General features: G+C 47.6%; 20 protein-coding genes. 5 read left to right on the forward strand and 15 right to left on the reverse strand.

Annotated elements, in window-relative coordinates; genetic code table 11:
- Window positions 1-3: 3 nt before the first annotated feature.
- Entirely contained in the window at window positions 4-1,779 is a 1,776-nt protein-coding gene (locus T411_RS0109125; RefSeq protein ID WP_000486237.1) for a class I poly(R)-hydroxyalkanoic acid synthase, read from the forward strand.
- Window positions 1,780-1,864: 85 nt separating this feature from the next.
- Here the strand turns inward: T411_RS0109125 and fbpC are convergent, their stop codons facing one another.
- The 6 genes from fbpC to T411_RS0109155 form a co-directional block, all read right to left on the reverse strand.
- Window positions 1,865-2,920, reverse strand: a complete 1,056-nt coding sequence (fbpC, locus tag T411_RS0109130) for a ferric ABC transporter ATP-binding protein (RefSeq protein WP_000414900.1) — start codon at window positions 2,918-2,920, stop codon at window positions 1,865-1,867.
- An 11-nt stretch (window positions 2,921-2,931) separates the two neighbouring features.
- The gene (locus T411_RS0109135; RefSeq protein ID WP_000545076.1) at window positions 2,932-5,028 is read right to left on the reverse strand and encodes an ABC transporter permease; all 2,097 of its coding nucleotides are present in this window, start codon (window positions 5,026-5,028) and stop codon (window positions 2,932-2,934) included.
- Between the two features lie 109 nt (window positions 5,029-5,137).
- Window positions 5,138-6,172 carry an ABC transporter substrate-binding protein gene (locus T411_RS0109140; protein ID WP_000636729.1) on the reverse strand — a complete coding sequence of 345 codons (1,035 nt, stop codon included), beginning with the start codon at window positions 6,170-6,172 and terminating at the stop codon, window positions 5,138-5,140.
- 112 nt (window positions 6,173-6,284) lie between these two features.
- Window positions 6,285-7,595 (reverse strand): MFS transporter family glucose-6-phosphate receptor UhpC, encoded by a 1,311-nt coding sequence (gene uhpC / locus T411_RS0109145; RefSeq protein ID WP_000706876.1) that lies wholly within the window; start codon window positions 7,593-7,595, stop codon window positions 6,285-6,287.
- A 67-nt stretch (window positions 7,596-7,662) separates the two neighbouring features.
- Entirely contained in the window at window positions 7,663-9,246 is a 1,584-nt protein-coding gene (gene uhpB, locus T411_RS0109150; protein ID WP_001096181.1) for a signal transduction histidine-protein kinase/phosphatase UhpB, read from the reverse strand.
- A gap of 2 nt (window positions 9,247-9,248) precedes the next feature.
- Window positions 9,249-9,875, reverse strand: coding sequence for a response regulator transcription factor (locus T411_RS0109155; RefSeq protein WP_000628128.1), 627 nt, complete (start codon window positions 9,873-9,875; stop codon window positions 9,249-9,251).
- 185 nt (window positions 9,876-10,060) lie between these two features.
- Between T411_RS0109155 and T411_RS0109160 the strand changes: the two genes are divergently transcribed.
- The gene (locus T411_RS0109160; protein WP_000843934.1) at window positions 10,061-11,329 is read left to right on the forward strand and encodes an HD-GYP domain-containing protein; all 1,269 of its coding nucleotides are present in this window, start codon (window positions 10,061-10,063) and stop codon (window positions 11,327-11,329) included.
- A 43-nt stretch (window positions 11,330-11,372) separates the two neighbouring features.
- Here the strand turns inward: T411_RS0109160 and T411_RS01000000119255 are convergent, their stop codons facing one another.
- The 6 genes from T411_RS01000000119255 to napF all read right to left on the reverse strand — a co-directional run bounded on the left by T411_RS01000000119255 (window position 11,373) and on the right by napF (window position 15,955).
- Window positions 11,373-11,501, reverse strand: coding sequence for a TIGR02808 family protein (locus T411_RS01000000119255; RefSeq protein ID WP_000105479.1), 129 nt, complete (start codon window positions 11,499-11,501; stop codon window positions 11,373-11,375).
- 11 nt (window positions 11,502-11,512) lie between these two features.
- On the reverse strand, window positions 11,513-12,088 hold the full coding sequence (locus tag T411_RS0109170) for a NapC/NirT family cytochrome c (protein WP_000670286.1): 576 nt from the start codon (window positions 12,086-12,088) through the stop codon (window positions 11,513-11,515).
- A 17-nt stretch (window positions 12,089-12,105) separates the two neighbouring features.
- Window positions 12,106-12,561 (reverse strand): nitrate reductase cytochrome c-type subunit, encoded by a 456-nt coding sequence (locus T411_RS0109175; RefSeq protein WP_000744356.1) that lies wholly within the window; start codon window positions 12,559-12,561, stop codon window positions 12,106-12,108.
- A gap of 66 nt (window positions 12,562-12,627) precedes the next feature.
- Window positions 12,628-15,117 carry a periplasmic nitrate reductase subunit alpha gene (gene napA, locus T411_RS0109180; RefSeq protein WP_000784576.1) on the reverse strand — a complete coding sequence of 830 codons (2,490 nt, stop codon included), beginning with the start codon at window positions 15,115-15,117 and terminating at the stop codon, window positions 12,628-12,630.
- Entirely contained in the window at window positions 15,114-15,434 is a 321-nt protein-coding gene (locus T411_RS0109185; RefSeq protein ID WP_000082209.1) for a chaperone NapD, read from the reverse strand. The genes napA and T411_RS0109185 overlap by 4 nt, the downstream gene beginning before the upstream one ends.
- A 26-nt stretch (window positions 15,435-15,460) precedes the next feature.
- Window positions 15,461-15,955 carry a ferredoxin-type protein NapF gene (napF, locus tag T411_RS0109190; RefSeq protein ID WP_000228048.1) on the reverse strand — a complete coding sequence of 165 codons (495 nt, stop codon included), beginning with the start codon at window positions 15,953-15,955 and terminating at the stop codon, window positions 15,461-15,463.
- A 232-nt stretch (window positions 15,956-16,187) separates the two neighbouring features.
- On the opposite strand from napF, the gene narQ reads away from it, so the two are divergent.
- Together narQ and T411_RS0109200 are read left to right on the forward strand one after the other, a co-directional pair.
- Complete coding sequence (narQ, locus tag T411_RS0109195) at window positions 16,188-17,876, forward strand: nitrate/nitrite two-component system sensor histidine kinase NarQ (RefSeq protein WP_001901239.1); 1,689 nt, start codon at window positions 16,188-16,190, stop codon at window positions 17,874-17,876.
- Window positions 17,866-18,492 (forward strand): response regulator, encoded by a 627-nt coding sequence (locus tag T411_RS0109200; RefSeq protein ID WP_001277855.1) that lies wholly within the window; start codon window positions 17,866-17,868, stop codon window positions 18,490-18,492. Before narQ ends, T411_RS0109200 begins: the two co-directional genes overlap by 11 nt.
- Before the next feature lie 50 nt (window positions 18,493-18,542).
- Here the strand turns inward: T411_RS0109200 and T411_RS0109205 are convergent, their stop codons facing one another.
- The 3 genes from T411_RS0109205 to T411_RS0109215 form a co-directional block, all read right to left on the reverse strand.
- Window positions 18,543-19,553: a LacI family DNA-binding transcriptional regulator gene (locus tag T411_RS0109205; protein ID WP_000555352.1), complete on the reverse strand. Its 1,011-nt coding sequence runs from the start codon at window positions 19,551-19,553 to the stop codon at window positions 18,543-18,545.
- Between the two features lie 260 nt (window positions 19,554-19,813).
- Entirely contained in the window at window positions 19,814-20,830 is a 1,017-nt protein-coding gene (locus T411_RS0109210; protein ID WP_000170557.1) for a nuclear transport factor 2 family protein, read from the reverse strand.
- A gap of 96 nt (window positions 20,831-20,926) precedes the next feature.
- Window positions 20,927-22,222, reverse strand: coding sequence for an MFS transporter (locus tag T411_RS0109215; RefSeq protein ID WP_000208548.1), 1,296 nt, complete (start codon window positions 22,220-22,222; stop codon window positions 20,927-20,929).
- A gap of 338 nt (window positions 22,223-22,560) precedes the next feature.
- On the opposite strand from T411_RS0109215, the gene T411_RS0109220 reads away from it, so the two are divergent.
- Window positions 22,561-24,102, forward strand: coding sequence for a sodium:solute symporter family protein (locus tag T411_RS0109220; RefSeq protein ID WP_001882525.1), 1,542 nt, complete (start codon window positions 22,561-22,563; stop codon window positions 24,100-24,102).
- The last annotated feature ends 2 nt before the right edge of the window (window positions 24,103-24,104 follow it).

Genomic DNA, 24,104 nt, shown 5'->3' on the forward strand with positions numbered 1-24,104 from the left:
TGTATGTTCCAACATGCCTTTACGGACTACCTTGTCCAATTACAACAAGTGAATCAACGTTGGTGGAAAGAGGTTGAACAGAGCAAAGCGACCGTAAATTCCCCACTCAACAAAGCGATGCAAGAAGTGAATCTGGAAGACTCACTTAAGTTTTTTGAGCAAGCGGTCAACCAACCGGCTGCCTTGTTAAAATTGCAAACTCAATGGTGGGAGCAACAACTTCAGATTTGGCAAAAAGTGGTGCTAGAGTCCAAAGTTCAATCTATCATGGAAGCCGAAAAAGGAGACAAGCGTTTTAGCCATGAAGCGTGGCAGCAAGATCCTTTCTTCAATTTCATCAAACAATCCTATCTGTTGTTTAGCAAAACGTACCTCGATACCATCAACGCTATCGAAGGCCTCGATGAGAAATCCAAAGAGCGGATTTTGTTCTTCTCACGTCAGATGATCAATGCGCTTTCTCCGAGCAATTTCATTGCGACGAACCCAGAGTTGCTGCGTCTAACCTTAGAGAAAAATGGTGAAAACTTGATTGCGGGTCTTGAGCAACTGAAAGAGGACGTGGCTTCCAGTGCGGACATTCTCAAAATCCGCATGACCAACAACAATGCTTTCCGTCTTGGCGAAGATGTGGCCAACACGCCGGGTGAAGTGGTGTTCAAAAATGAGGTGTTTGAGCTCATTCAATACAAACCTCTGACTGAGCAAGTGGCAGTAACGCCACTGTTGATCGTTCCGCCTTTTATCAACAAATACTACATCCTTGATTTGCGTGAGAAAAACTCCATGGTGCGCTGGCTAGTCGAGCAAGGGCACTCTGTGTTTATGATCTCATGGCGCAATCCGGGTGCGGCGCAAGCCCAACTCAATTTTGAAGATTATGTGCTAGAAGGCGTCGTTAAAGCGGTGAATGCGATTGAATCGATCACTGGACAAGATCAGATCAACGCGGCAGGTTATTGCATTGGCGGAACAGTATTAGCGACAACCATTGCTTACTACGCGGCTAAACGCATGAAAAAACGCATCAAAACCGCGAGCTTTTTCACCACGTTGCTCGATTTCTCTCAACCGGGAGAAGTGGGAGCCTACATCAACGACACCATCATTCGAGCCATTGAGCTGCAAAATAATGCCAAAGGCTATATGGATGGCCGCTCACTCAGCGTGACATTCAGTTTGCTCCGTGAAAATAGCCTGTACTGGAATTACTACGTGGACAACTACCTGAAAGGGCAGAGTCCGGTTGATTTTGACCTTCTGTACTGGAATAGCGACAGCACTAACGTGGCAGGTGCTTGCCATAACTTCTTGTTACGAGAGCTCTATCTTGAGAACAAGTTGGTTCAGGAGAAGGGCGTCAAAGTCGGTGGTGTCTGGATTGATTTAGATAAAATCAAAGTGCCGAGTTATTTCATTTCTACCAAAGAAGATCACATTGCTCTATGGCAAGGCACTTACCGTGGCGCATTGCGTACGGGGGGTAACAAAACCTTTGTGCTGGGTGAGTCTGGGCATATTGCGGGAATCGTTAACCATCCTGACAAACGTAAGTATGGTTACTGGGTTAACGACACCTTGGATGATTCTGCGGAAGATTGGCTGGAAACGGCCCAGCACCGAGAAGGTTCATGGTGGGTGCATTGGAATGAATGGTTAAACGGCTTTGCAGATGGCAGCAAAGTTGAACCTTATCCATTAGGTAATACCGACTATCCGGTGTTGTACAGCGCACCGGGTGAGTATGTAAAACAGGTCTTACCCATTCAAGACGCCTAAAAGTAACGCCACCTTAGGGTGGCGTTATTCTTGTTGTACTTGAGTTTAAATGTCGAGAGAGACGGCTTTACTCAAGGTGTTATCACTATTTTGCATAGGGCAGCAAAAATAGGCCACGAGGGTTAAAGACTACATACGCGTGCTGAGTTAATGCGTGATTAAACTGCGCGGAATTGAGCTGTAACAGCAGTTCTTGATCGTGCCATTTTACGGTCACTTCATACATTGAACCCATATACGCTGATTTGAGGATTTGGCAGACTTGGCTTTCGCTGCCTTGCGTATGCAAGGTGATCGCTTCCGGGCGCACACCAATTTGGTATTCACCAGTAGGCTTATTCCGCGTCACTTCTGGATCGGCATCAATTGCGTAGCCATGAATATGAATCTGCTGCCCGTCAAAATGGCCTTGGAACATATTGGCCTCACCCATAAAGTTCGCCATAAACATCGACTTAGGCGCTTTATACAACTCTTGTGGCGTGCCAATTTGCATAATATCGCCCTGTTTCATCACGATAACGGTATCTGATACCGCAAAGGCTTCTGCCTGATCGTGCGTCACGTAGAGCGAGGTAATATCAAAACGCTGCTGCAGTTCGCGAATGGTTTCACGCATGCTGCGACGCAAGTTGGCATCTAAGTTACTCAACGGCTCATCAAATAGCAGTACCTTAGGTTTGAGCACCAAAGCCCGGGCAAGGGCAACACGTTGCTGCTGACCGCCGGAAATCTGGTCAACATAGCGTTCACCCATTCCTTCGAGATCAACAATTTTAAGTGCTTCATCAACTCGCTGACGCACTTCTTCACTCGGTAACTTGAGCATTTTCAAGCCATAAGTCACGTTTTCGTACAGAGACATGTGCGGGAATAGGGCGTAAGACTGAAACACCATACAGATATCGCGTTGTTGGATGGAGCGTTCGGTGACATCTTCACCATCGATGAAAATCTGCCCGCTGGTCGGTTTTTCTAAGCCAGCCACCAAACGTAAAACGGTGGTTTTCCCACAACCGGAAGGGCCAAGTAACGTAACCAAGCTGCCTTTTTTGATCTCAAGATCCAAGTTGCCAATCACGGTATTGCTACCAAAGCGTTTGCAGATGTTTTTGAGTACAACAAAGTTTTGTTTTTCCACGGTGATGTCTCCTAAGAATCTTGATTGGTGGCTTTGGAACGAGAAACACGAGCTTCACCGACCAGTAAATCAAACAACAAAATGATGGCTAACATCACGACAATCAGCACGGAGCCGTAGGCGATAGCGATGCCGTACTCACCATCTTCGACTCGGTTCAGAATGTAGGACGTTGCAACGCGGGTTTCCGGTGTAACCAGAAAGATGATCGCACTGACCGTGGTCATCGCCCGCACAAAGCTGTACACCAGCGTGGAAAGAATCGCGGGGCGCAGCAGTGGCAAAATAATGTAGCGAATGGTTTGTAATGAGCTGGCACGTAAGCTCAGTGAAGCTTCATCCAATGATTTATCGAGCTGCCCGAGTCCTGCAATACCAGAGCGGATCCCCACAGGCACGTTACGCATCACCATTGAGATCACCACAATTGCGGCGGTGCCAGTTAAATAAATCGGCGCATCGTTAAACGCCAAGATGTAGGAAACCCCTGCCACTGTACCGGGTACGGCAAAGCAGAGCATGGTGGAAAACTCGATCACTTTTTTGCCGTAGAACTGTTGTCTCACCACCACATAAGCAATCAATAAGCCGAACAGGGCAGTAATCGGAGCCGCCACACCCGCATAAATCATGGTAGTGATGAGTGAAGGCCAAGCACCATCAGACATGCCATTCCCAAACAGATTGAGGTAGTTTTTGAAGGTCAGGGTGTAATCGACGCCCCAGTTAACCGTAAAGCTGCCGAAGAAGATGCTGCCGTAGAGCAGAACGTTAAAGATCATCCACGCATATAAAGTTACAGTGACGCCCAATTTCAGTGAGGCTGGCATCTCTTGCACATCGCCGCGGTAGGCTTTACCAGAAATGGTGACGTAGGAACGCTGGCCGATCCACAGATACTGCACCACAAAAATCGCGAGTGAGAACAGCAGCAGAACCGAGCCGAGTGTACTGGCTGAAGCGTAATCCAGTTGCGCCCCTGCAATATAGAAATAGATTTGTGTTGCGAGCACATCAAAGCTGCCGCCCAGTACCAAGGGGTTACTGAAATCTGCCAATGATTGCACGAATATGATCAAAAATGAGTTGGCTAACGCGGGCTTAAGCAGCGGCATGATAATGCCGAAGAAGGTTTGATAGCGGTTGGCTTTAAGCGTATAGGAAGCCTCTTCCAATGAAGGATGCAGTGATTTAAGTGCGCCATCCAAAATCATGAAGGACATAGGCGCAAACGCCAGCACTTGCGCGAGCCAAATGCCCGTGAAGCCGTACAACCAGTTGGTTTTCTGTAAACCAAACCCATCGACCATCAACTCAGTGATATAACCTGAACGCCCCAGCATTAAAGTCACGCCCAACCCGACAATAAAGGGCGGTGTCACGATCGGTAAAATGGAAAACACGCGCGCGATAAAGGCGGAGCGTTTAGCAATACGTGTGGTGTAAATGGCAAAAATCAGTCCGAAGAAGGTTGCACCAACACCTACCGCAATGCCGAGTGCAATCGAGTTGTAAATGACGGTGAGGGTATGAGATTGAGAAAGGATCGTCATGAACTGCCATGCCGTCCAGTTGCCCACGTCATCTTTAAACATCGGCAGGAAAATGGCGATGCTCGGATAAACAATAAAAATCACAATCAGCAGAATGATGCTGATCAGCGAGCCAATGACAAAATGGTCGCCACCGAGGTATTCCAAGCGGGCGAAGGCCAGCGTCATAATAGCACCAAGGGCAGTGAACAGAATGATGCTGGAATAACCCAATCCTTTGCCGCTTAGCCATGCGCTGAGCAAAATAGCCAGCATACAGAAGCCAGAATACGCAATGTCGAGATAGTGGCGGTTTGTGGACTGACGTCCCTGAGCTTGCCGAGGCCGAAAAGCCAGCAATAAAGGCAAACTAAACCAGAACCAGGAAATGTTTGGTTCACTCCAACCCATGGCGGCATAAAATTCATCTGGAGTGGATTCAAATAGCCCATAATCCAGAGCAAAGGATGGCAGAAGAATAAAGCTAAACAGCACCGCAGCCAGCCAGTAAAAAACCGGATCGGTTTTGACTGGCTGGTGGAGTGTCAATTTCAGCGCTTGAGAAGGCTCATGCATGGTCAAACCTTAATATTGAGTCGCACTTAACCTGCCCGCAAGCTGTGAGCAGGCTAAGTGTCATGAGAGAAATACCGCCACCGAGTGGAGGTGCGACTACGATTTCGGGTTAGTTACCCATTTTGATTTCGTTAACCCACTTGGTGATCAAACGCTTACGCTCATCAGAAGAGCCGTAGGCTTCCATATCGTAATTGATCAGTTTGAGTGTTTTCGGATCGAGCGCATTCGGCGACTGTTCCGCTTGGGTGTTGGTCAAGATTTGGTAGGAATCACCTTGTTTCCATGCCACTTCTTGGCCTTCTTTTGAGAGTACCCAGTCAACAAATAGCTTGGCATTATCGAGGTTGCGCGCGCCTTTGATGATGCTCACGCCACCTAACTCATAACCTGTACCTTCACAAGGAGAAATGAGCTCCAGCGGTGCACCTTTGGCTTGCTCCAGCGAGTAGTCATGCAGGAATCCAATACCAATCGCCACTTCACCACGTGCCGAGTTGCGTGATGGCGTCACCCCAGATTTGGTGTATTGAGAAACGTTTTTGTCGAGCTTTTTGAAATACTCAAATGCGGTGGGTTCATCCCAGAGCTGGATGAAGGTTGCGAGTGCGGTATAAGCAGTGCCAGAGCTTTGTGGGTCGGAGATTTGAATTTCGCCTTTATATTCTGGTTTGGTCAAATCCGCCCAGCAACGCGGGATCGGAATGCCTTTTTGTGCCAAGCGTTCGGTGTTCACACCAAAGCCCAAAATGCCCATGTATACCGCAGAAGAGTAGTTACCTTTGCGTTTGGCAGGATCACGGAAACCTTCCATGATGTTGGCCAGTTCTGGGGATTGGTAAGCTTGGAGTAAGTCCATTTCACCCGCTTGTGATTGTGGGTCAAGCGTGCCGCCGTACCAAACATCCGCGCGTGGGTTGTTTTTCTCTGCATCAATTTTTGCGAGTGTACTGCCTGAACCGTTGCGTACAAAGGAGGTGTTCACATTGTATTTTTCAGCGAACGCTTTGGTTCCGGCTTCACACATCGCATTGGTTGCACTGCAGTAAACCACCAAACGGCCTTCCGCATGAACCAGCGGCGCAGTCATCATTGAACCAAGAACACTGAGTGCCAGCAGCGTGCGTTTTGCATTAACAATCATTGGGTTTTCCCTCTGGTTGATGCTCCCTTGTGTCCTTGTCAGGTCAGTACTGCGTCAGGTCATAAAGTGGAGCACAGTTACGTTATTGGATGGTAAAGATTGGTTATGTTTATCACTCATCTTCCGTCACCGGTTGCTGAGCTTTTATAAAGGGCAGCAGTTGTAAACTGATCACGGCTGCTGCCGCAGTAATTAGGCAGAAGAAACCTTCCCAGCCCCATGCTTCAATAGCCAGTGACATGGGGTAGCTGGCTAACGCTGCACCGAGATAGCTAAATAGCCCAACAAATCCGGTCGCGGTGCCCGCCAAATCTTTCCTTGCGCATTCTGCGGCGGCCATACCAATCATCATTTGCGGGCCGAAGACAAAAAATCCGATACAGAAGAAGCAGCCAGCCAAAAACCATAAATGATCGATAGGGGTTAGCCATAAGGCCGCAGCGGAGGCAAAAATGCCTAACGCAAAAATCAAATTCATCGGGGCGCGGTTGCCGCGAAAGTAATAGTCGGAACCCCAGCCACCAAGCAATGAGCCCAAAAATCCGCCCACTTCAAACATGGCTACTGCGCTATTGGCACTGAGAATGTTGTACGCGTGCCGCTCAACCAGATAAAGCGATCCCCAGTCGTTAATGCCAATTCTGACCACGTACACCAGCAAGTAAGATCCACACAACAGCCAAATGTAGCGATTAGTCAGTACATAGCGATAAACCGCGACGCGGAAGGCGAGACCTTGGCCTTCTTTTTCGTGCTCGAGTTCGAGAGCATCACCGCGCCATTCACCGACCGAAGGCAACCCCATTTCGCTTGGCTTCTCTTGGATGCGATAACAGAGCCAAAGCCCAACGAAGATCGCAACTCCGCCGGCAAACAAGAATCCGTAACGCCAGCCAAAGGATAAGCTGATAAAACCAATCACGATGGGGATCAATGCGCCACTTAAGTTGTGGCAAGTATTCCAAATTGACCACCAAAAGCCCCGTTCGCTACGTGAATACCAGTGGGTGAGCACCTTGGCACACGCAGGCCAGCCCCAGCCTTGAAAAAAAGCGTTCGCTGTCCATAACAAGGTAAAAGCCAGCAAGGACGAGCTAAAACCAAAAGCGATGTTGATGATGCCGGTAGCCATTAATCCCAACCCCATGAAATAGCGCGAGCGGGAGCGGTCGATCATCAAACCAGAAACAAATTTAGACACCCCGTAAGTGAGGTAGAACAGCGTACCGAGAAAACCCAAATCGGAATAATCGAGTCCTAACTCACTGAGCATTTGCGGCATCGCAAAGTTGAAGCTTTTACGAGTGAGATAGAACACGCCATAACCGACATACATGGAAATCATTAAATGAATGCGCCAGTGGCGATAAGCCTGATCGATTTCCATTGCCTGAATGGGTTGCACCATAGGTACAATCTTCATATTGCTTATCCTTATTGAGTTTCATCCTAATCAAGCGAGGTGGGAAAAACATGGGAAGGAGTTGTATTCATCTAGGAATATTTCCTAGTTTTTCGCTGGTTATTGAGCGTTTTGTGGGTAAGTTAACAATTATTCGCGTGCCAGTTTGGAAAGTGGATGAAGTCATCTTTAATTGACCGCCGAGTGCGGATACGCGCTCGCTCAATCCTTTTAAGCCTTGCCCACGCACCCGCCAGTCGGTAGGCAAACCAATGCCATCGTCTTTGACTTCCAAAACCATTTCACTTCCCGGAAATAGGCTGATGTGTACGCGGGTGGCTTTGGCATGTTTGCAAATGTTGTTCAGCAACTCCTGCACAATCCGATACAGAGTGACTCGCGTGGTATCGTCCAGCTTTTGCGGATTGACCCCCATATTGAGGCGAACCGTCATACCTTGTTCGGCAAAACGCATTTCTTGCACCAGCTGACGAATGGCATGTTCTAACCCGAGTTCATCCAAAATGTGCGGGCGTAGTTGCTTTAAGAGCTGACGTGTGGATTGATGAATCCGCATGGCGAGCGACTGCACGCTGGAAGCTGCCTGTTTGGCTTGATCATTACTGGCTAAACGTTCAGCGAGCATGGATTGAATTTGAATCGCGGTAATGTTTTGGCCAATCTCATCGTGCAGTTCACGGGCAACGGATTTGCGAATCTGCTCTTCTACAGAAACGAGCTGGCGCGCCAGATCTTGCTTTTCACGCAGCTCTTTGGCTAAGCGGGTGTTCATTTTTTGCAGCAATAAAGCGAGCTGATGCTGGCGGCTAATGGCGATACCCAATCCAAGCCCGACAAAAGCTTGGCTCGACATAAAAATCAGCAGCTCTTGATCCGAAGAGAATGAACCACTGAACTGGCGTGCCGTCGCTAGCAGAATGCAGTTTAAACTGCTCGCCAATACACCGCCTTGCCAGCCATAACGATAGGCAAGAAAAATCGTCGGGAGCAAGATGATCAATAGGGCAAACGGCTTCATCTGCTCAAGTAAGGTCAGCTCCGCCAGCAGTCCTAAGCTGAAAAACAGTAAGCTCCACATCAACATTTTCGGTTTAAGTTTCACATCGTGGTGAATCAGTTGTGGAGAAAGCGGATGCCATGTTTGGTGACGGAGATAGTCGGCCACCAGATACAAAAATGGGGTCAGCACAATGCCTCCCGTGAGCGAAGCGATACTCACGGTAATTAACGTCTCCGCCTCCATGTGTAGCGGTTTCGCCAACAAGGTAAAAGTGATACCCACCAAAATAGTGTGCAGCAGCACCAGTGCCACAATCAGTAGCAACTTTTGCCAGTACAAATGTAATTTCGGCCAGTGTTGGCGGGCAATGACTGCGGCTAGCCAAACCACCCAAGGCATGAGCAGCATCAACGGGCTGGATTGGTCTGGAAGCAACACCAAGATCGCGCCAGCCAAAAGCATGTCACTCAGTAACCAAACCCAAGCATAGGTTGGGCGAGCTAACAAATAGACCGCCAAGCGTAAGCCTGTGGGAAAAAGTAAGTAGGCTTGGAGCGGATTGTGGCTCAAATATTGGCTGACATTCCATAGACTAAATTGGCTAATACTGTAGAGCACAAAAGCAAAAATCAGTGGAAACAGCTTGGCCATCGTTAACCTTCCACGAGCAGGTGGTGCTGCAAAGCAAAGCGGATCACATCCACGTTATTGGTTAGGTTTAATTTGCTCAAAATGTTGGCTCGGTGAACGTGAACGGTTTTATGGCTGAGAAACAGCGTTTGCGCGATCTCTTTCACCTCTTTGCCTTGTACCAATAAATCAAACACTTCAACTTCACGCTTGGTAAGGTCGGCAAGCACATTATTGATATCGGGATTACTCAAATTGACCAAGGCATCGGCGCACAAATAGCGTCTGCCAGAGGCAACGGTACGAATCGCACTCACTAGCTCGCTTGGGCCACAACGTTTTGAAAGATAACCTTGTGCTCCTGCATCCAAGGCTTTTTTCACAAATGAAGCCGAGTCATAAATACTGAGGATGATCGCTTTGAAACGCGGGTTATGTTGGCGCAGGCGCTCAAGCAGACTCAGTCCATTTTCATCCGGCATTGAAATATCGATGATAGCGACATCGACTTCCGCTTGGGTGAGGGCATGAAAGGCCGCTTTTGCACTTTCGTACTCTCCTTGCACCCTAATATCTTGCTCAAGATTGAGTAGCTGAGCGAAGCCTGAACGTACAATCGTGTGGTCATCCACCAGCGCGATGGTAATCATGATGTTTATCACCTAGTAAAATCAAATTCACAAAAGTGTAATATTTTTATTGTGCGATGGCTGCGACTTGTCGCACGAAGCATCACTGACAGGCAGAGTTGGTCATTTCGTTGGGCAAAATTGGGGTGGTCTACTACATTCTTATTATGGGATGAGCAATGAGATGGTCAGAAATAGGCTGCACTATGAAATCGGTAAATATCGAATGGAACGTCAATCTAAGGCAGGCATTTTTTTGTATCGCAAGAGCGCTCGACTCGGTCGGTGTGGATGATATCAATCACGGGCATCGTGTCGGTTATATGGCCTATTCTTGTGCTCAAGCCATGGAGTGGAGCGAAGAGGAGTGTCAACTGGTGTTTGCGCTGGGTTTGATTCATGACTGTGGCGTGGCTCAGAAGCGTGATTTCTATCGTTTACTCGAAAATATGCAACCCGACAATACCCAGCAGCATTGCGTGCGAGGCAATGAGTTGCTGTCGAATTGTCCACCGCTTGCGCCGTTTGCGGATGCGATTTTGTACCACCATACGCCTTGGGATGAGCTGAAAAATATTGCTATTTCGGATCGAAACAAACGGTTCGCGGCGTTGATTTTTTTAGCGGATAGAGTGGATTACCTTAAAGAGCTCTATCCAAGAGATGAGTATGGCAATGTGACTCAGGAAGCTCGTAATCAAGTCTGTTTAGAAATTGGTCGATTGAGCGGAAGCTTGTTCGAGCGTGACTTGGTACGCACCATGCAACATTTGCTGAGTAAAGAGTTCATCTGGTTTTCAATGGAGCATCATCATATTGAAGCGATGGGTCACAATTTGCCACCCACCCCATTTTTTGAGCAGAAGTTGGGGGTGGAAGAGATCATGTCTATCGCGATGTTAATGGCAAACGTGGTGGATGCGAAAAGCCAGTTCACTTTTCAGCATTCGCAAAAAGTAGCAGAGCTCTGTCAGCACTTAGCGAAAGAGCTGGGGCTAAACGTGGAGATGCAAAAAGCCCTTTACCTGACAGGATTGGTTCACGATATCGGCAAGCTGCACACCCCAGAAGAGATCTTGCATAAACCCGGTAAACTCAACGAGAGCGAGTATCTTTGTATTCAACGCCATTCGACCGATTCTCGTTATACCTTGCAAATGGTGTTTGGCCAGTCTGTGGTGTGTGAGTGGGCAGGAAACCACCATGAGCGTTTAGATGGTTCGGGTTACCCAAGAGGACTCCAAGGATCGGCGATTGATCTGCCTTCACGGATCATTGCGATTGCGGATGTGTTTCAGGCGCTTACCCAAGCAAGGCCATATCGCGGCAGCATGTCGCTCAACGAGGTGATGAATATCATGCGTCACGAAGTGAGTTGTGGTCGGTTAGATAGCCAAGTGTTTGATGTGATTGTGCGCAATAGCCAGAAATATTATCAGCTCTCGATAGCGGAAAGCTCAACCGAATGGGCATAAAAAATCCGGTGCGAATAGCACCGGATTTTCTCTCTCGGCATTCCTATTTGTCTTTGGTCATGGCGAGCAAGCCAATTGAGACGACGGCAACCCCAAGGAAACCGGCCAGAATGATGACTGGCATGGCGCTGTAACCGAGCACGTGCCAAAAAATCGATTCAAGAGTACTCATAGTGGCTCTCCTTATTGCCAGCCTTCAACACCATGCATGTCGGGTAGATTGTGTGCGATGCCTTTATGGCAATCCACACAGGTTTTTTCACCAGAGGCGAGTGCGGTCGAGTGTTGCTTCGCTGCTCGGCTACTCTGCTCAGAGAAATCCATGTAGTTGAACTGGTGACAGTTTCGACATTCCAACGAATCGTTCTTTTTCAAGCGTGCCCATTCGCGTTCAGCTAAGTGTGCGCGGCGTGCTTGGAACTTCTCTGGCGTATCAATCGTGCCGATAAAGTGTGCCACCAATTCCTTGGACGCTTGCACTTTACGCACAATTTTATCCGTCCATTCATGGGGGACATGGCAGTCAGAACAGATGGCGCGAACCCCAGAACGGTTTGAATAGTGAATCGTCTCTTGGATTTCGGCCACAATCGGCGCGTGACAGCCCGAGCAAAACTCTTCGCTGTTGGTCGCTTCCATTCCTGTATTGAAGGCGCCCCAAAATAACAGGCCGCCGACAAAACCCATCAGCAGAACCACACCGACGGCGGCTTTACTTGGGCTCGATAGACGAAGCCAAAACGCTTTTAGAAATTTCATAAATGGCCTCTTTTCGGTTAACGAAGTGAATCAACACGTTCGAAATCGTTCTCAACCAGCGGTTTTGCATCCGCCTGAAGGACGTGACACTGCAAACAGAAGTAGCGGCGTGGAGAGACGTCCGACAGTACCGCATCTTCGCGGTTCACAAAGTGAGTGACACTGATCTTGGTGGCGCCCATTTCTTTGGCGTTTTTCCAACTGTGGCACGCAAGGCACTTGTTGGCGTTCAACGACACTTCATAGTTGCGAATGTTGTGCGGGATGAGTGGTGGTTGATACACAAAATCACTCTCTAGCGCTTGTTCGCGTGGGTATTTCTTCATTGGATCAGCGGCGCGAGTTGCTTCAATTTCTGTTGCTCCGCGCAGTGATTCTAGACCTCCGATACCGCCTGGATTGTTCAGCTCAGCATGAGCAATGCCAGCCAGTACGGTAAACACTGAAAGTAAGGCAATGAGTTGTTTTTTCATCGTAAATTCTCCGCCTTGCGGCTTAATACTTGGTCTGGGCTGACGGGCAGCCCAGTGCAATCAGGGTTACGCGACTTTGGTGATCTTAACCGGACACTTCTTGAAGTCAGTCTGCTTCGAGAGTGGGTCGGTCGCATCGAGGATTAACTTGTTGACCAAAATGCGAGCATCAAAGAAAGGCACGAACACCAAGCCTTTTGGCGGCTTATTACGACCGCGAGTTTCTACGCGCACTCGAACTTCACCACGCGAGTTGGAGATCAGCACTTCATCGCCACGGCGTAAACCGCGCGCTTGCGCGTCTTCATGGTGCATAAAGCACAGCGCATCCGGTACCGCTTTATACAGCTCAGGGACACGACGGGTCATAGTGCCAGTGTGCCAGTGCTCAAGAACACGGCCAGTACAGAGCCATAAATCGTACTCTTCATTGGGCATTTCTGGCGGCGCTTCATAAGGTGAGGAGATGATCCACGCTTTGCCATCCGGTTTGCCGTAGAAATCCCAACCTGAACCGGCTTTGGCATAAGGGTCAGAGCCTTCTTTAAAGCGCCATTTAGTTTCTTTGCCATCGACAACCGGCCAACGCAGGCCGCGTACTTGGTGGTAAACATCGTAAGGCGCTAAATCGTGACCATGGCCGCGGCCAAACTCGGCATACTCTTCAAACAGACCTTTTTGGATATAGAAACCAAAGTGGTGCGCATCATCGTTGAGTTCACGTGCTTCGCTCAGTGGGAACTTGTCCACCTGACCGTTTTTGAACAGCACGTCATACAGGGTTTTGCCGCGGTATTGCGGTGCTTTTGCCAGCAGTTCTTCCGGCCACACGTCTTCGACTTTGAAGCGTTTTGAAAACTCAATCACTTGCCATGAGTCGGAGTGAGATTCACCGACAGTCTTCACTTGTTGATACCACACTTGGGTACGGCGCTCGGCGTTGCCGTACGCGCCTTCTTTTTCTACCCACATGGCGGTTGGCAAAACAAGGTCAGCCGCTTGCGCCGTTACGGTTGGGTAAGCATCCGATACCACAATGAAGTTTTCAGGGTTGCGGTAGCCCGGTAAACGCTCTTCATTGATGTTTGGACCGGCTTGCATGTTGTTATTACATTGCACCCAGTAACAGTTCAGTACGCCGTCTTTGAGCATGCGGTCTTGCTGCACCGCATGGAAGCCCGGTTTCTCAGGAATCGTGCCTTCAGGCAATTTCCACACTTTTTCGGCAATCGCACGGTGTTTAGGGTTAGCCACCACCATGTCGGCTGGCAGACGGTGTGCAAAGGTACCCACTTCACGCGCCGTACCACAGGCTGATGGCTGACCGGTCAGTGAGAATGGGCTGTTGCCTGGAGTGGCGATTTTGCCAGTAAGTAAGTGCAGGTTGTACACCAAGCTTTGCATCCAGACACCGCGAGTATGTTGGTTCATCCCCATGGTCCAGAGTGACATCACTTTGGTGTTTGGATCGGCATACTGCTTCGCGAGCGTGATCAGTTTATCCGGTGATACTCCGGAAATTTCAGACGCTTTTTCAACCGTGTAAGGCGCAACCGATTTTTTGTACTCTTCAAACGAAATATCGCTGACATCACCGGAGTTGGCGTTTTTCGCCTTTTTCTGTAGAGGGTGATCGTCACGCAGACCGTAACCGATGTCTGTGACCGCTTGTTTGAAATGGGTGTGCTTGTTGACAAAGTCCCAGTTCACCGCATCGTTTTGAATGATGTAGTTGGCGATGAAGTTGGCAATCGCTAAGTCAGACTGTGGGTGGAAAATGTAGCCATGATCCGCCAACTCAAAGGAACGGTGGTAATACGTTGAGAGCACATTCACTTTGACATGAGGATGGCTTAGGCGACGGTCAGTAATGCGCGTCCAGAGCACTGGGTGCATTTCCGCCATGTTGGAACCCCAAAGCACAAACGCATCGGCGTGTTCAAAGTCGTCATAACAGCCCATAGGCTCATCAATACCAAAGGTACGCATAAAGCCCACTACCGCAGAAGCCATACAGTGACGTGCGTTGGGGTCAATGTTGTTAGAACGAAAGCCCGCTTTCATCAGCTTCACCGCCGCGTAACCTTCCATCACTGTCCACTGGCCAGAACCGAACATACCCACGCTGGTTGGGCCTTTGGTTTTAAGCGAAGCTTTCCATTTTTCAGCCATCACATCAAATGCGGTATCCCAAGAGACTGGGGTGAATTCACCGTCTTTGTGGTATTGACCATCTTTCATGCGCAGCAGCGGCGTTTTTAAGCGATCTTGACCGTACATGATTTTGGAGAGGAAGTAGCCCTTAATGCAGTTAAGGCCTTTGTTTACTGGAGCTTCAGGATCACCTTGTGTGGCGACAACGCGACCATCTTGGGTTCCGACCAGCACAGAACAGCCTGTACCACAAAAACGGCAAGGTGCTTTGTCCCAATGAATTGCGGTTTGATCGGAGCTAGCGATCAAGTTGGTGGCAGATGCGGGGAGGGTGATCCCTGCAACCGCCGCAGCTGAGGCGGCTGCGTTTGCTTTCACAAACGCACGTCTGGTCATTTTCATACATTACCCTCGAGTTCAGAAAAGGTATTTCCAGTGTGTAATTGTTCTTCTTCCGTTACCGTCTCTATCTGATGAAACACCAGAAAAGCGTTGAGCACATTGGGAAGATTATTAATATGTTCTATGGTTTCGGTGATGAAGCCTTGACGATCGGTTTCAATCACAACGACGAGTTTGCCTTGCGGATCCTCGCCGTAAATTTCCACATCACGCAGCTCGCTCACCTGCTGTTTCACTGTGAGCAAATGCTCTGGCAAGGTGTGAACCACCAAGCTGGAAATGTGTACTTCGTGCAGTGAAGCTGAGGGTTGTGACATCTTGCTCTCCAATTTATCCACGCCGTTTAAGCGATGTGTTGGGTGTAGTGAACCGTCATTGCGTTACTGGGACAAACCGAAACGCAAGCTCCGCAACCGGAGCACTGTTCGCTGTTGACCTGCGGGCTTGCGGTGCGGCCGATTTGCAAAGCAAAATGAATCGCCTCTTCTGGGCAGGCATCTTGGCAAGAGCGGCACTCCACTTGCTGTTGAGCCAAACAGTGATGGGTAATGTGCACCTTTGCTTGCCATGGCGCTTCGCTTTGCGCCACGAAGAGGGGTTCCGGACAGCTCTGTGCGCACTGGTAACAAAACGTGCACTCATCGATCGAAAAATTCACCGTGGGAAAGCCGCCATCGCCTTTTTCGATAATGTGAGTCTCACACGCAGTAACGCACTTGCCGCAGCGAGTACACTCATCGGTAAACGCGTCTGGACGTGCTAACCAAGGCAGCCGAACTTGGCTTTGGTTGGGCTGACGATTCGGAGTGAACCAACGTCGTTTACTTAAGTCGACCATGTTTTTCTCCACACCTGTTCACAACCTGCCATATTCCCATACACAAATTGTAGTTTTTGACATATTTGTATAAATACCTCTTAGGAGGTAATTGGGGTGGTGGATTGTTTTGGATCAATAAATTAACCTGCCCGTTTCGGATAGTGTGTAGCCCTAAAGAGGTGGAAGCTTGGTTATCAATCAGAGAGAGACTGCATTGTTCACTCCAGTACGACATTCATTAACCCGTACTATGGCGAAAGCCATGTTATTGATTTTGTTTCTCTCGGCATTGACGACTGGGGTCGCCATTGTCACTTTGGCGTCTTCTTTGAATGATGCAGAAGCGGTAAACGTCTCCGGCTCTATGCGCATGCAGAGTTATCGTTTGGCGTATGACATCCAAACCCAATCCCATGACTACAAGGCGCATATTTTTCTGTTTGAAAACTCACTGTACTCACCCTCCATGCTCGCTTTGCTCGACTGGACGGTACCCAGTGACATTCAACAAGATTACTACCAGCTGATTGAGCGCTGGCATGAGCTCAAAAAAGTGCTTAATAGTGACCAAAAAGCGCAATATCTTGACCAAGTTGCGCCTTTTGTCAGCTTAGTGGATGGCTTTGTACTCAAGTTACAGCGCTTTTCTGAGCGTAAATTGATTGCGTTAGCTGCAGTAGGCAGTTTTGGTTTAGGCGGGATTTTTGCGGTATCCCTCTTTGTGGTGTATTACATCCGGGAGCAGGTCGTGCGGCCGCTCAATGCCATGGTTGATGCCAGCGAAAAGATCAAAAATCGAAATTTTGATGTCATGCTGGAGGAGACCAGCAGCACTGAAATGGGGATCCTCAGCCGAACGTTTAACAGCATGGCGGGCGATCTTGGCAAACTTTATCGCGGGCTAGAGCACGCAGTGAATGAGAAAACCAACAAGCTGCAAATGGCCAATCAATCGCTGCAGGTCTTGTATCACTCTTCGCAAGAGTTGACGGCTTCACGGATCACGGCGAGTAACTTCCAAACCATTTTGCGCCATTGGGTCGCGTTGGAAGGGATTTGTGCTCTTCGATTAGAAATTGAAGAGGAAGCTGGCAAGCCATTGATTTTGCAAGAAGGAAAGCCAAGCGGTGCCGTGATGTTGCAAACACCACTCACCTTAGATGGTCATCATCTTGGCTTTTTGTATTGGGAAGCGGGTTCGCCTGAGCCAGATCGGGCTTTGATTGATAACTTTGCGCTGATATTGTCGCGCGCGATTTACTACAATCAAGCGCAGCGCCAAGCAGAGCAACTGCTGTTAATGGAAGAGCGAGCCACCATAGCGCGAGAACTGCATGATTCGCTTGCTCAATCGCTCTCTTATTTAAAGATCCAGTTAACCTTGCTGAAACGTTCCGTCACGCCGTTAAAGTCGGATGGCGATTTAAGTAAGACGGAAAACATCATTCGCGAGATAGACAAAGGTCTGTCGGATGCTTATACCCAGTTGCGTGAACTACTCACCACCTTCCGCCTGACCTTAACCGAAGGCAGTTTTGGTCAATCTCTACTGGGTATGCTGACTCAACTTTCGGGGCAAACCGATGCGAAAATTGAACTCAATAACGCGCTTTCCTCAATTGCGCTGGATGCTCATCAGCAAGTGCATTTGGTGCAGTTGATTCGTGAAGCAACGATTAACGCGATAAAGCACGCCAAGGCCACTAAAATTAAGGTCAACTGCCAAGAGCAGCAGGGACGAGTCCAAGTCACGATTGAAGATGATGGGGTTGGCTTCGATCTGCAAGATCACAAGATCAATCACTATGGTATGAGCATAATGCAAGAACGCGCCGCCCGTTTACGTGGTGAATTAAAGGTTGAATCCGCTCCGGGTAAAGGCTGCAAAGTGGTGCTGACTTACCAACAAAGCGAGGAGAAAAATAAGAATGAGTTGTAGAGTCCTTTTAGTGGATGATCACCCGCTGATGCGCCGTGGTATCAATCAACTATTGAGTTTTGAAGAAGAATTTGAGGTGGTTGCCGAAGCGGGGAGTGGGGCTGAAGCGATCGCTCTGGCGCATGATCTACAACCGGACTTGATTCTGCTCGATCTCAATATGAAAGGGATGTCGGGATTGGATACGCTGACTGCGCTGCGCACCGATGAGTGTGACGCATATGTGGTGATCCTCACGGTTTCAGACAGCGCCGCAGATATTGAAGCATTAGTCAAAGCGGGGGCTGATGGCTATCTCCTCAAAGACACTGAGCCGGATCAACTGGTGGCGCTGCTTAAACAAGCCATGCAAGGCGAAAAAGCCTTTAGTGAGTCGGTCGAACGCTACCTTTTAAATCGCGAGCATACGAGTAATCCTTTTGAAGCATTAACGGAACGTGAAATGCAAATTATGTCAGAAGTGGCAAAGGGTTATCGCAATCGACAAATCGCCGACCGCCTGTTTATTTCTGAATCTACCGTCAAAGTGCACATGAAAAGCTTACTGAAAAAGCTTGATGTGCCATCACGCACCGCTGCCACGATTCTTTATCTAGAGCGGTATGCTAATGCTTAGCCTCAACAACAAGAGCTGACTTTTTGGGGGAGTGTCTTCCCCCCAACCGTCTAGGATTTGAGTGTACTTTTACGTTGGATTAATTTGGTCGGCACCATTAATTTGACCAAGCTCTGATTCCTAGTGGTAATCTGATCCACAATAATTTTGACCGACTCGCGAGCTAGCCGCTTAAAATCTTGGGCAAAAGTGGTGAGTTGGTAACTGAGCCATTCTGTTTGAGGAATGTTGTCAAAACCAATAACTTGTATGTCGTCTGGTATCCGAAGTGAAAACTCGAATCTTGCAATGTCCATGACGGCCATCGCAAGGTTATCTGTTGCGCAGAAAATGGCCGCGGGTCGAGACGAGTCAGCAATCAGACGGCGTATGGTATCAAGTGATCCGGTGTAGTCATAAGTCGCTTTCACCACAGGCGGGGTGAAACCGGTCAGTGATTTGAATTCACTACAAAAACCTTGTTGGCGTTCATCATTGGTAAAAGTGGGTACTTCACCTGTTAAATAAACTGCAGATTGAGCACCTGCTTGATGTAATAACTGAGCCGCTTGTCGACCTGCTTCATAGTTATCGCTGATCACATAGCTACTTTTGGTGCCTTCAACGACTCGCGCGTATTGCACAATGGGAATATTGAATTCTTCACACTCTTCATAAAGAGTTTTATTGAATGTTGCAGAAGCTGCAATCACGCCATCCACTCGATATTGGAAAATATTCGGAATGGAGTGGTTATCTTGTTCATCTACTTGCCAAGGGATCAGTACGGCCGAATAACCCACCTGTTGCAATTCGCTAGAAATTAACTGCAACGTTTTCATATGGATAGGGTAATCTGCATCTGGGAAAACCAAGCCGATCAGTTTGGACTCATTTGTGGTTAAACTGCGTGCAAACGCATTAGGCCGATAGTTAAGGACTTTAGCAGCTTCAAAGACTTTCTGTTTCGTTTTTTCAGATACCGAGCTACCCGGTACAAAAACGCGTGATACGGTAGATTGAGAAACCCCAGCTAACTTGGCAACATCTTTGGAGGTGACGGTGGCTTTTTCAGAATGCATAACTCGTGATTTATCAGTCATTAGAACCGACTACAGCCTAGCATAAATAGTTACGTAGTCATCAATTCAATTAACACAACGTCACATAATTTAGAGCGGTAAACGGTTATTCGCTCATTATTTTGGGTTATACCCAAAATAAACAGCTCTGAGATATCCATAGTAAGAAGATCGCCTCGTCCATGAGGTGATATAGAGGAACTCTCCCAGATCTTAGGGAGAGTTCATTTAATCGAGAGAGTGTGAATCCAGATCGCAGCTTACAAGGCAGGATTCATGATCTTTTGAGTGCGTTCAAACACATCCAAACCTTGCTGTTTTAACCAATAAGGGAGGTCAATCAATACCCAGTTCTCAGAGAGCTTATTACCGTCGCGATAGTAGACATCAACAACCTGCATATCGGCGCGGATCTCTCCTCCCGGCATTCCCAAGAAACCGCCAATCGGCGTATTCGAAAGGTTTGGCCAACCAAAGAAGCACGCAAAATTACCCTCTGCAAATCGGCAGACATGGCCGTTAAACTTCTTATCTTTTAAGTTGTTACGGAAAGGTAATTGGTGTTGTTGTTGGTAGCGAGGGATAGTGTACGAAGCCCCAATCCCACAAGGACCATACCAAATCATGTCTTTTGACCAGCTTTTCTCAAGCACTTCCGGAGGACAGCCCATAGCACCACTATCGTTCAGGGCTGAAAGGTCTGCAACCATTTGATTCACAAGATCTAAGGTAGCCACACCTTCTTCTGGAGCCGCATCTTCAAATAGCAGTCCATTATGATGGCGTGGGCCAGGATAGACAAAATGCTTGCCCGTAGATGGCGGTAACGGATAGCAGCCCGCTTGATCCATAACACCCAATAGATCGAGGAACAGTCCCGTTTTGCTGATCTTGCCATTTTCGACACAGTTAAACTCGGCATAACGAATGTTCATGATTTTGCCAGTTGGACGCATGCCTAAGTATTCAGCATCGAATAGCCCCATAAAATGGCCCATGCTCATTACCCAAATTTCATCTGGATTAATTTCGTTATTACCTGCAATGAAAATATCTTGACGACGCTGCATTCGAGTCATGGATTTCATTAATGGAGCCCAAAAAATATCGGCCGCCGCTTGTGCACCTTGCTGTTCACGGAATGGATAAACACCACGCCATAAATAACCTTCGGTGGTATGGGCTTTTAAAACTTCAGCAACATTTTCATAGGATGCGTTTTCGATTGCATCAAAGTATTCACGAACAATGCGTTTTGCTTGTTGATATTTTGTCATAGTAAAACTCTCTTTTTGCTGTTTGAGTCAGCATGGGGAACAGGACTCATTGAGATGAAAGGGGCGGATGAGAGTCATCCGCGCCTTGAATCAGGTTTACGCGTTAGCCGGTTGGTTGCTCTTACGTTTATCGAATAAACCGCCTTTTAATGTTTCTGGAAGCGATAGCCATAATAAGCCAGCCACTATCCACACAATCGGTGAGCCCCACATTGCAGTCTGTAAGTCGGTGCGCTCTTTGATAAAAATGAGAACCATAGGTGCCCACATTCCAATAATTCGCCCGCCGTGGAAGAGTGCAGCACCATAACTGCGCAAATGAGCAGGGAATAATTCTGAGAAGTAGCCACCCCAAACCGCTGAAGACGAGAGGCCAAAGTTATAAATTAAGCCCAAGATTGCCAGCATATTGAGGCTGCCAATCATCAGATCGCTCGGTGCGATGAAAAAGATAGAAGCCATGATGCCCGCAAGAATGAAGCCAAACGCATTCACTTTACGTCCAAATTTGTCGGCGACCGCGCCCCAAACCCAAGCTCCAAATAGAGAACCAAAAGCGGAGATTGAGAAGATCACACCGATTGTTGCACCATCAAACTGACGAACTTCTTTCAAATACGTGGTGACGAAACCGCTAAAGAATTGAAAACCGTAAAAATTAAGGCCAGCTAGAAGCAAACAGGTGATGGTAAGGAGCCGATAAGGTTTGCTGAGCATTTCACCCCAAGAGCCTTTTTTCGCAGGTGTGTTTTGCCCTGTATTAGCTGAGGAATCTTCTTCGCCGTAAGCGATGACGTTTTTATCGCTAGGTAAGACAAATACCATGGCAAATGCGGCAGCTAAAGGCGGAATTCCACCAACCCACATCAAACTTTCCCAGGGGGCATCTATGCTAGAGATAAAGGCCGCGTATGCCCCCATTACCATTAAAGCTACAGAGAACATGGATGAGGCAAATGCGGTCAGTTTGCCGCGAACCGTTGGGGTAAAGAGGCCAATCATTAAGCTGACAGCGACGGTAAAGTAGCCGCCCAGTGACAAACCTATGATGAAACGCATCGCTGCCCATGTCGCGTAGTCAGTAAACATCATGTTCACTATGGTTGCACCGCCGTTGAGTGCAGTAATCGTGATCAAGGTGTATTTCTTGCCAAAGCGGCCAGCAAACCAAGCGCAACTTAATGCGCCAATCAGCGCCCCAACGGATTGCCATGTATAGAATTGAGCAGTATCTGAAAGGCTAATGCCCTCATAAGCCTCAACGATGTAAGGGCGTACGTAGTCAATAATTACAAAGTTATAACAATAGAAAAAGTAACCAACCAAGATCGCCAGATAGGCGGCTACTCTTTGAATCATAGGAACTTCGCTCATGTGTTTTTTGGTGGTCATGACCGATAAACCTCTGTTTTAAATTGATTTAAATATAATTCAACAGTGTGATTGAGACGGTTTCTCCATCTTTTTCAACCTTTGCTTCGCGAAGAAGAATAGATTTGTTTCGCGATAATGATCCGTGATCAAAATCAATTTAAAAATGAATGCGTACCCATTTTGTGTGTTTAGTTGATCGATGTCTCATAAATGGCTTGTTTTGGTCATGATGTGGAAATTATCACTTATGATGAGCGCTATGTTTGCTCAATTTCGGTATTTTTGGCCGGAATTATTGCTCGATTAGAAGCTTTTTAGCCGTGTAATTGATGAGATAGAGAACGGGAAAAATCATAATGGTTACGTATTCAACTTTTATTGTTATCGCGATTTATCTCATATTGACCATACTAATCAGCTGGTTTGTTAACCAGAGGAGTATTGGGAATACTGATTTTTCAACTGGTGGAAGACAGTTTGGGTGGTTTACCGCAGGCGTTTCTATTTTAGCGACATACATCAGTGCTATGACTTTTATTGGTATGCCTGGATGGGTTTATCAATCGGGTATGGAAGCGTTAAACATCCATTTGAATTATCCGATAGTCATTTTTTTCGCAGTTGTATTTTTTATCCCCGTTTTTTATCGAATGGGTTTTACGTCCATTTATGAATACTTAGAACACCGCTTTGGTGTTTATGCTCGAACCATTAACTCCGTGGTATTCATATTGGTTCAATGTATTTCGTCTGGAGTTATTCTTTATGCTATTGCATTGATTTTAATTCAGATTTTACCCATATCTATTGTTGAAGCGATTGTTTACATCACTTTATTTACGGCTTGTTATACCTATGCTGGTGGTATCTCGACCGTTATCTGGACGGATATGTTGCAGTCAGCAGTATTAATTGCAGGGAGTGTGGCAATCTTCGTTCTACTCCTCCTTCAAGTCGATGGGGTACATGGAGTATCTCGGGAGCAACTGAATATCATCAATCTTCAGTTCGATTTGGGTGTCGACACCACATTGTGGGCGGGAGTGGTGGCTGTCAGTTTCTTACACATGAGTGTGTACGGTACCAATCAATTGATCATCCAAAGAACATTAGCCACGAGATGTGAAAAAACGGCACAAAAGTCGATGTTACTGTGCGGTTATGGTGCTTTTTTTATTTACTTCTTTTTCGCTTTGCTTGGCGTCTTATTGAGCATTTTTTATCAAGAGCGACATTTTACAAACAGTAATGAAGTGATACTTGATTTTGTGTTTCACCATACAAACCCTTGGGTGATAGGTTTAATTATTTCTGCGCTAGCTGCGGCGGCAATGTCCACTCTGGACTCTACCTATAATTCGATGGCAACCGTTGCGACGTTTGATCTTTATCAGCGCTTTATTCGACGAAATGCACCTGACCATCACTATCAAGCGGTCGCTCGTAAAATGAGTTTGGTGGCCGCAGGCTTAGTGGTGATACCTGCTTTGCTCGCGGTATCGAATGAGTCAGTGCTTAAAACGATCGCGAGTTTAACCTCGATTTTTGTTGGTATCCGCCTAGGCTCATTTGTTCTTGGTCTTTTTTCAAATCAAGCCAATGAGAAAGGAGTTATCGCCGGCAGCATAATCAGTATCGCCGCCGTGCTTGGCGCTAGACTCATGGATATTGCTTGGCCTTGGTTTGCTCCTATAGGAACCGTGTTTTTCTTGGTATCCGGAGTGGTGATAAGCCGATACTGGGGCGATAATTCTATTCAACAGCAAGCGTTTATTGCGCGTCAGAAGCATCTCTTCGCAACGCCGACGATGAGCCAGTATGGTTTGTTGGTTTTCGCGGCTGTGACAATTGCGGTTTGTGCCATCATACCTGATTGGCTTTATAACGCTTTATCTTAAGG

Source organism: Vibrio cholerae ATCC 14035, assembly GCF_000621645.1.
Lineage (GTDB): Bacteria > Pseudomonadota > Gammaproteobacteria > Enterobacterales > Vibrionaceae > Vibrio > Vibrio cholerae.